Origin of the sequence: Affinirhizobium straminoryzae (assembly GCF_007004135.1) — a bacterium.
Taxonomy (GTDB): Bacteria; Pseudomonadota; Alphaproteobacteria; order Rhizobiales; family Rhizobiaceae; genus Neorhizobium; species Neorhizobium straminoryzae.
This window is the reverse complement of the sequence record NZ_VJMG01000093.1, coordinates 1-7,026: the sequence shown is the minus strand read 5'-3', so window position 1 is coordinate 7,026 and position 7,026 is coordinate 1. Positions and strand designations below refer to the sequence as shown.

Genomic DNA, 7,026 nt, shown 5'->3' with positions numbered 1-7,026 from the left:
GCGCGAAACGGGTGCCACCTATGGCGGCGTGCTCTATGTCGACAGTCTCAGCAATCCGGATGGCCCGGTTCCCACGTATCTCGATCTGCTGAAGGTCACCACGCAGACCATCGCAAGGGGGCTGTCGTCATGAGAATGGGCAGGGTGAAGCGATCGCCACAGGGGCTCGTCGTCACGGATGTGACCGTATCCTATCGCAATGGCCACACCGCCCTGCGACATGCCAGCTTTTCTGTGCCGAAGGGCACCATCACCGCGCTGGTCGGCGTCAACGGTGCGGGCAAGTCCACGCTGTTCAAGGCGATCATGGGCTTCGTGCCGCTCTCCGGCGGTTCGGTCGAGATCCTCGGCATGCCGGCCCGCGAGGCGCTGCGCAAGAACCTCGTGGCCTATGTGCCGCAGGCCGAAGAGGTGGACTGGAGCTTTCCGGTTCTGGTGGAAGACGTGGTGATGATGGGCCGCTACGGCCACATGAATTTTCTGCGCATGCCGTCTCGCCGCGACCGGCAGATGGTGACGGAGGCGCTGCGCCGGGTGAACATGGAGGCCTTCCGCAAGCGTCAGATCGGCGAGTTGTCCGGCGGTCAGCGCAAGCGCGTGTTTCTGGCCCGGGCGCTGGCGCAGGAAGGGCAGGTGATCCTGCTGGATGAGCCTTTCACCGGCGTCGATGTGACGACGGAGGAGCAGATCGTTGCGCTGCTTAAATCTCTGCGCGACGAGGGGCGGGTGATGCTGGTCTCCACCCACAATCTCGGCAGCGTGCCGGCATTCTGCGACCGCACCGTGTTCGTCAAGGGCACCGTGATTGCCCATGGCCGCACGGAAGACACCTTCACCGAGGCCAATCTGGAAAAGGCCTTTGGCGGCGTGTTGCGTCACTTCATTCTCGGCGGTGCCGATCTGCATGCGGATGACGACGCCCGCCAGGTGCGGGTCATGACCGATGACGAGCGGCCCTTCGTGACCTATGGCGATGGCACGACCGGCACCGTCAGGGCAAAGCCGCGGGAAAGGGTCGATGCTCCAGGCGCTTCTTGAGCCGTTCACCTATGGCTACATGCTGAATGCGATCTGGGTCAGCACGCTCGTCGGCTGCGTCTGCGGCTTTCTGTCCGCCTATCTGATGCTGAAGGGCTGGTCGCTGATCGGGGACGCGCTCTCCCATGCCATCGTGCCGGGCGTTGCCGGCGCCTATATGCTGGGGCTTCCCTTTGCGCTCGGCGCCTTTCTGTCCGGCGGACTGGCAGCGGCCGCCATGCTGTTCCTCAACCAGCGCACGCGGCTGAAGGAGGATGCAATCATCGGGCTGATCTTCACCTCGTTTTTCGGGCTTGGCCTGTTCATGGTGTCGCTCTCGCCGACCTCGGTGAACATCCAGACCATCGTGCTTGGCAATATTCTGGCGATCACCCCGGAGGATACGCTGCAACTGGTGCTGATCGGCGGCATCAGCCTTCTCGTGCTGGCGCTGAAATGGAAGGACCTGATGGTGGCCTTCTTCGACGAAAACCATGCCCGCACCATTGGCCTCAGGCCCGACCTCTTGAAGGCGATGTTCTTCACGCTGCTTGCCGCCTCCACGGTCGCCGCCCTGCAGACGGTCGGCGCCTTTCTGGTGGTGGCGATGGTCGTGACGCCGGGGGCCACCGCCTATCTGCTGACGGACCGTTTCGAGCGGCTGATCCTGCTTTCCGCCGCCATCGGTGCCGCGACCAGCTTTGTCGGTGCCTATGCCAGCTATTTCCTCAACGGCGCGACCGGCGGCATCATCGTCGTGCTGCAGACGCTGATCTTCCTGGCGGCTTTCGTCCTTGCGCCGAAGCATGGTCTGCTCGCCGCCCGCCGCAAGCGGGCTCGGGCGCTGGAGGAGGCCGCATGAGCGATCTCGCTGCAACGATCCTTCTGCCCTTCCAGCTTCCCTTCATGCAGAACGCCTTTCTGGTGACGCTGATGATAGCGGTGCCGATGGCCATGCTCTCCTGCCTTCTGGTCCTGAAGGGCTGGTCGCTGATGGGGGATGCCGTCTCGCATGCCGTGCTGCCGGGCGTGGTGCTCGCCTACATGCTCGCGCTGCCGCTCAGCCTCGGCGCGTTTGTTGCCGGCCTTGCCTGTGCGCTGGCCACCGGCTTTCTCAAGGACAACAGCCGCATCAAGGAGGACACGGTGCTCGGCATCGTCTTTTCCGGCATGTTCGGCCTCGGCCTCGTGATGTTCGTCGCGGTCCGCAGCGATGTCCATCTTGACCATATCCTGTTCGGCGACATGCTGGGGATCGCACCCCACGATCTGGTCGAGACCGGACTGATCGCGCTGGCCAGCACCCTTTTTCTCGGCATCCTGCGCAAGGACCTGCTGCTGCACGCCTTCGATGCGCAACATGCCCGCGCCATCGGGCTGCCGGTTGGGTTCCTGCATTATGGGCTACTGGCGGTCCTCTCGCTCACGGTGGTCGGCGCATTGAGCGCCATCGGCATCATCCTTTCCGTCGCCTTCCTCGTCGCCCCCGGCGCCATCGCTTTCCTGCTGACGCGGCGGTTCGGCGCCATGCTGGTCGCCTCTGTCGCCATCGCCACCGGCTGCACCGTTTTCGGCATCCTGCTCAGCTTCTTCATCGACAGCGCACCGGCGCCGACCATCGTGCTGCTGATGACGGGTGTGTTTCTGGTGGCGTTCCTGAAGACCGTGCGACAGGCGAAGATGTCCGTTTCCGTTCCATAAAAAAACGGCCCGCCGCAGGGAGGCGAGCCGTTTTCCGGAAACGGGGCCGTCGCGGAGATCAGGCGGCAGCCAGTTCCTTCTTGACCATGTCGCGCAGGGCAACGAGATCCTTGCCGAAGGCGCGGATGCCTTCCGACAGCTTTTCGGTCGCCATCGCATCCTCGTTCAGCATCCAGCGGAAGGTCTTTTCGTCGATCGGCTGGAAGGGATCCTCGGTGATGTTGTCGGGCGAAAGCTTGCGCTCCAGCGTGCCTTCGGCCTTGTCCAGCTCGTCCAGCAGGGCCGGGCTGATCGTCAGGCGGTCGCAGCCAGCCAGCGCTTCGATTTCACCGGCATTGCGGAACGAGGCGCCCATCACGATCGTGCTGATGCCGTTCGCCTTGTAGTAGTTGTAGATCTGGCGCACCGAGATGACGCCCGGATCGGTCTCAGACGTGTAATCCTGGCCGGTGGACTTCTTGTACCAGTCGAGAATGCGACCGACGAAGGGCGAGATCAGGAAGGCCTTGGCATCGGCGCAGGCGATCGCCTGGGCCTTGGAGAACAGCAGCGTCAGGTTGCAGTCGATACCTTCGGTCTGCAGCACTTCCGCCGCCTTGATGCCTTCCCAGGTGGAGGCAAGCTTGATCAGGATGCGATCACGCTCGATGCCGCGCTCCTTGTAGGCGGCGATGATGCCGCGCGCCTTGGTGATCGATGCCTCGGTGTCGAAGGAAAGGTCGGCATCCACTTCGGTGGAGACGCGGCCGGGAACCAGTTCGGCAAGGGCCGCGCCGACGGAGATGGCCAGGCGATCGGCAACCGCTGCAATCACGGCCTCGGAAGAGCCGTTCTGGCTCTTGCCCCATGTAACGGCTTCCTTGACGCGATCGGCAAAGACGGGCGTGCCGAGCGCCTTCAGCACGATCGTCGGGTTGGTGGTGCAATCCACCGGCTTCAGGCGTGCAACAGCCTCGATGTCGCCGGTATCGGCCACCACCGTGGTCATGGAACGCAGTTGTTCAAGCTTGGAGGCCATCGGAATTCCTCAGGGTTTTCGATCTCGTGGGAAGACGGCAATCGTCTCCCGTCATCCTCACTATCTGCGCTCGCACACGCGAATGTCAAGGACATTTGCCCATCACATTTGACATTTGTTCCAACTCTGCCGATAGTGGAGGCCGATCAAACGGAGGTGGCGGCCGCCTTGCCAAAGCTCAGACGCGAAACTCATGTCGCCTATTCCGAGGCCGCCTCGCTGCGCCTGCGGGCGGCCTGGCTCTATTACAATCAGGGCCTGACACAGAAGGATGTGGCGGAAAAGCTCGGCATCAGCCGCTCCACCGTGATCCGCATGCTGGACGAGGCCGTGAAGCGGGCCGAGGTGCAGATCTGGATCAGCGAGGGGATCGATGACTGCGTCGATCTCGCGGTGAAGCTGGAAAAGGCCTATGGGCTGGACGAGGCCGTGGTGGTGCCCTCTCCGGACAAATCGGATGCCGGCTCCATCGCAAAGGCTGTGGGTCTGGCGCTCGGCCAGTTCCTGACGGAAGTGGTGACGGACGACATGACGATCGGCGTCGGCTGGGGGCGCACGATGACCGCCTCGCTGGCCGGCTTCCGCCCGCCGCGGAGGCAGAACTGCAAGGTCGTCTCGCTGCTCGGCGGCATCGTTGCCGTGCACCAGACCAACCCCATCGATTACACGTGGCGGCTGGCAAGCCAGCTCGGCGCCGAATGCTACATGTTCCTCGCCCCGCTTCTTGTGGATTCGGTGGCAACCAAGCGCGCGCTGATCGAGCAGTGCGGCCTGAAGACGCTGTACGATCTTGCCGAAAACCTCGATCTCGCCATCGTCTCCTGCGGCGATATCGGTCCGCATTCGACCTCGCTGTCGGAAGGCTTCATCACGCGCGAGACGCTGCAGGAGCTGGTGGGGCGCGGCTGCGTCTGCGACACCATGTTCAATTTCCTCGATGCGGACGGCAACACCATCGATCATCCGATCAACGAACGGGTGATGTCGATCGATCTCGATACGCTGAAAAAGGCCAGGCACATCGTGCTTTCCTCCGGCGGCGCGCACCGCGCCGGCGCCATCCGCGCCACCATCCGCCGCATCGGCTGCAACACGCTGATCACCGACGAGGGCGCTGCGCGGGAGCTTTTGCGGCTGGCGGAAGCGTCTGCCTGATCAGATATCGCCGAAATCCGGCGGCAGGTGCCGGCTGAGTTCCATGCTATCATGCAGGACGCGACCAATGCCAACGAGGTCCGGCCGGATGGATCGAAACAGGATCAGGTGCCGTGGTCGGCGAACGATGCCGCTTGCCATGCGCGCGCGTTCACGGCTGTATCGTAAATGGTAACTCAGTACATCAGCCGCGATATCCGGACGAAGGATTGTTCCAGTTCTGCGGCTGTCCGCTGCCAGATCCTGCAGGGCCGTGACGATCAGGCGCTCGTAGCGCAGGGTCGCTTCCGGACCGAAGTCCTCGCGGCTTTCGTCAGTATGTTGCTGATGTCGCCTGTTGCTGCAAGGGAGAGGCGGATAGCGGCCATGTCCTGCTATGCCAAGTCATTCCGCTTGTTGCCAGCCTCTCGACTGAGCCCTGCGATGTAGGTGTCGACTTCGCCCATCGGCACATCGACGAAGCGTCCTTCGTCGATGTCGGAGAAACCCATCGCTGCCGCCTCTCGCAGCGCTTTAAGTTTTGCCATCTCGCGCTCTTCCCGCTTCTCGATCAGCCGCAGGCCGTCGCGCAACACGTCACTGGCGTCCTGATACCGGCCCGACTGTACCAGTCGATCGATCATGTCCTGCTGATGCTCGGTCAGTACAACGTTGCGGGTGGGCATCGCCAAGGCCTCCATAGACCCCTATCATAAAGGTCGGTGGCATCATCTGCCAAGCCTTCCTTCATCTTTAGCCTAAACCCGCCCCGCCTCCCAGCCGAGAATGGCGCGCTTGCGGGTGAGGCCCCAATGGTAGCCGGTCAGCGCGCCGCTCTTGCCGAGCGCCCGGTGGCACGGAACGACGAAGGAGATCGGGTTGCGGCCGATGGCTGCGCCGACGGCGCGGCTGGCGGTCGGCTGGCCGATGTCGCGGGCAACGTCGGAATAGGTGACGGCCCTGCCGAAGGGGATCTTCAACAGGCTCTGCCAGACGCGCACCTGGAAATCGGAGCCGATCAGCACCACCCGCAGGGGCTCCTCCGACCGCCAGCGGGCGGGATCGAAGATGCGTGTGATATAGGGGGCGGTCGCCTGCTGATCCGCCACATAGTCCGCATTCGGCCAGCGTGTCGCCATGTCGGCAAAGCAGGCCTCGCGACCGCCTTCGTCATCGGCAAAGGCGAGGCCGGCAAGACCGCGCTCGGTCGCCATCACCAGCGCAAGGCCGAAGGGGGAGGGGTGGAAGCCGTAGCGGATGATGAGCCCGCCGCCCTTCGCTTTCCATTCGCCGGGGCTCATCGCCTCATGCGTGACGAAGAGATCGTGCAGCCGCCCCGGGCCCGAAAGCCCGACTTCGTAGGAAGTCTCCAAGAGCGGCAGCTGTTCCTCGCCGAGCAGCCGCTTGGCGTGATCGAGCGTCACCGCCTGCAGGAAGGCTTTCGGCGAGAGCCCGGCCCAGCGGGTGAACACCTTTTGCAGCTGCGTTGGCGACTGGCCAAGCTCCGCCGCCAGCCGCTCCAGCGAGGGCTGGTCGCGATAGTCGAGCGTGATCCGCTCGATCACCTGCTTGACGATGGCATAGTCCTCGCCATCAGGGGTGATGTCGGTGGTGCAGGCGGGCGTGGGGGCAAAGGCATTCATGGGGCAGATCCTCTCGATGACGATCAGTTCACCACGCGCCGCTGCCGGATGCCACCCGAAACTTGCAGCGCGGTTTCGATCCGCGCGACCATGCCTTGCCGGAACGCAAACGGCCCGCCGGTGGCGGGCCGTGAACGATTGCGGGAATGCTGCCGGGCTCAGTCCGCCTTGTTGCGGCGGGCCGGGAACAGGATCACGTCGCGGATCGAGGGGGCATTGGTGAGCAGCATGATCAGGCGGTCGACGCCAATGCCGAGGCCGCCGGCGGGCGGCATGCCCTGGTCGATGGCATCGAGGAATTCGTCATCCAGCTGCTTGTCCTTCTCGCCGCGGGCATGCGCCTGTTCCAGCTGCTCTTCCATGCGGCGGCGCTGCTCTTCCGGATCGTTGAGTTCGGAAAAGGCATTGCCCACTTCCCAGGCGTTGCAATAGGTCTCGAAACGCTCCACGAGGCGCGGCTCGCCCGGCACTTCCTTGGCGAAGGGCGAAATGTCCTTCGCCAAGGAAGTGCCG

9 protein-coding genes and 1 pseudogene are annotated in these 7,026 nt (G+C 63.7%); 5 read left to right on the top strand and 5 right to left on the bottom strand.

Annotated features, from left to right (window positions below; translation table 11 throughout):
* From FNA46_RS24400 to FNA46_RS24385, 4 genes and pseudogenes are all read left to right on the top strand, one after another.
* A pseudogene (locus tag FNA46_RS24400) lies at positions 1–133 on the top strand (metal ABC transporter substrate-binding protein); the annotation flags it as partial.
* Complete coding sequence (locus FNA46_RS24395; RefSeq protein WP_143127840.1) at positions 130–1,038, top strand: manganese/iron ABC transporter ATP-binding protein; 909 nt, start codon at positions 130–132, stop codon at positions 1,036–1,038. The pseudogene FNA46_RS24400 and the gene FNA46_RS24395, both read left to right, overlap by 4 nt.
* Positions 1,019–1,879 (top strand): metal ABC transporter permease, encoded by an 861-nt coding sequence (locus FNA46_RS24390; protein WP_143127839.1) that lies wholly within the window; start codon positions 1,019–1,021, stop codon positions 1,877–1,879. Before FNA46_RS24395 ends, FNA46_RS24390 begins: the two co-directional genes overlap by 20 nt.
* Positions 1,876–2,718, top strand: a complete 843-nt coding sequence (locus FNA46_RS24385) for a metal ABC transporter permease (protein WP_143127838.1) — start codon at positions 1,876–1,878, stop codon at positions 2,716–2,718. Before FNA46_RS24390 ends, FNA46_RS24385 begins: the two co-directional genes overlap by 4 nt.
* 58 nt (positions 2,719–2,776) lie before the next feature.
* On the opposite strand, the gene tal is transcribed toward FNA46_RS24385, so the two are convergent.
* A complete protein-coding gene (gene tal / locus FNA46_RS24380; protein ID WP_143127837.1) occupies positions 2,777–3,736 on the bottom strand; it encodes a transaldolase in 960 nt (319 codons plus the stop codon).
* A 168-nt stretch (positions 3,737–3,904) separates the two neighbouring features.
* Here tal and FNA46_RS24375 point away from each other — a divergent pair, with 168 nt between their 5' ends.
* Positions 3,905–4,891 (top strand): sugar-binding transcriptional regulator, encoded by a 987-nt coding sequence (locus tag FNA46_RS24375; protein WP_143127836.1) that lies wholly within the window; start codon positions 3,905–3,907, stop codon positions 4,889–4,891.
* On the opposite strand, the gene FNA46_RS26495 is transcribed toward FNA46_RS24375, so the two are convergent.
* The 4 genes from FNA46_RS26495 to FNA46_RS24355 form a co-directional block, all read right to left on the bottom strand.
* A complete protein-coding gene (locus FNA46_RS26495) occupies positions 4,892–5,032 on the bottom strand; it encodes a hypothetical protein (RefSeq protein ID WP_246103356.1) in 141 nt (46 codons plus the stop codon).
* Positions 5,033–5,265: 233 nt separating this feature from the next.
* Positions 5,266–5,556 carry a type II toxin-antitoxin system ParD family antitoxin gene (locus FNA46_RS24365; RefSeq protein ID WP_143127835.1) on the bottom strand — a complete coding sequence of 97 codons (291 nt, stop codon included), beginning with the start codon at positions 5,554–5,556 and terminating at the stop codon, positions 5,266–5,268.
* 72 nt (positions 5,557–5,628) lie between these two features.
* Positions 5,629–6,513 (bottom strand): methylated-DNA--[protein]-cysteine S-methyltransferase, encoded by an 885-nt coding sequence (locus FNA46_RS24360; protein ID WP_143127834.1) that lies wholly within the window; start codon positions 6,511–6,513, stop codon positions 5,629–5,631.
* 158 nt (positions 6,514–6,671) lie between these two features.
* The coding region (locus FNA46_RS24355) for an amino acid--tRNA ligase-related protein (protein WP_342782424.1) at positions 6,672–7,026 on the bottom strand (355 nt) is incomplete at its 5' end.

Excerpts from the sequence above, each read along its gene's own strand:
- tal (WP_143127837.1), bottom strand. The coding sequence starts at position 3,736 with ATGGCCTCCAAGCTTGAACAACTGCGTTCCATGACCACGGTGGTGGCC.
- FNA46_RS24385 (WP_143127838.1), top strand. The coding sequence starts at position 1,876 with ATGAGCGATCTCGCTGCAACGATCCTTCTGCCCTTCCAGCTTCCCTTC.
- FNA46_RS24390 (WP_143127839.1), top strand. The coding sequence starts at position 1,019 with ATGCTCCAGGCGCTTCTTGAGCCGTTCACCTATGGCTACATGCTGAAT.
- FNA46_RS24395 (WP_143127840.1), top strand. The coding sequence starts at position 130 with ATGAGAATGGGCAGGGTGAAGCGATCGCCACAGGGGCTCGTCGTCACG.
- FNA46_RS24360 (WP_143127834.1), bottom strand. The coding sequence starts at position 6,513 with ATGAATGCCTTTGCCCCCACGCCCGCCTGCACCACCGACATCACCCCT.
- FNA46_RS24365 (WP_143127835.1), bottom strand. The coding sequence starts at position 5,556 with ATGCCCACCCGCAACGTTGTACTGACCGAGCATCAGCAGGACATGATC.
- FNA46_RS26495 (WP_246103356.1), bottom strand. The coding sequence starts at position 5,032 with ATGGCAAGCGGCATCGTTCGCCGACCACGGCACCTGATCCTGTTTCGA.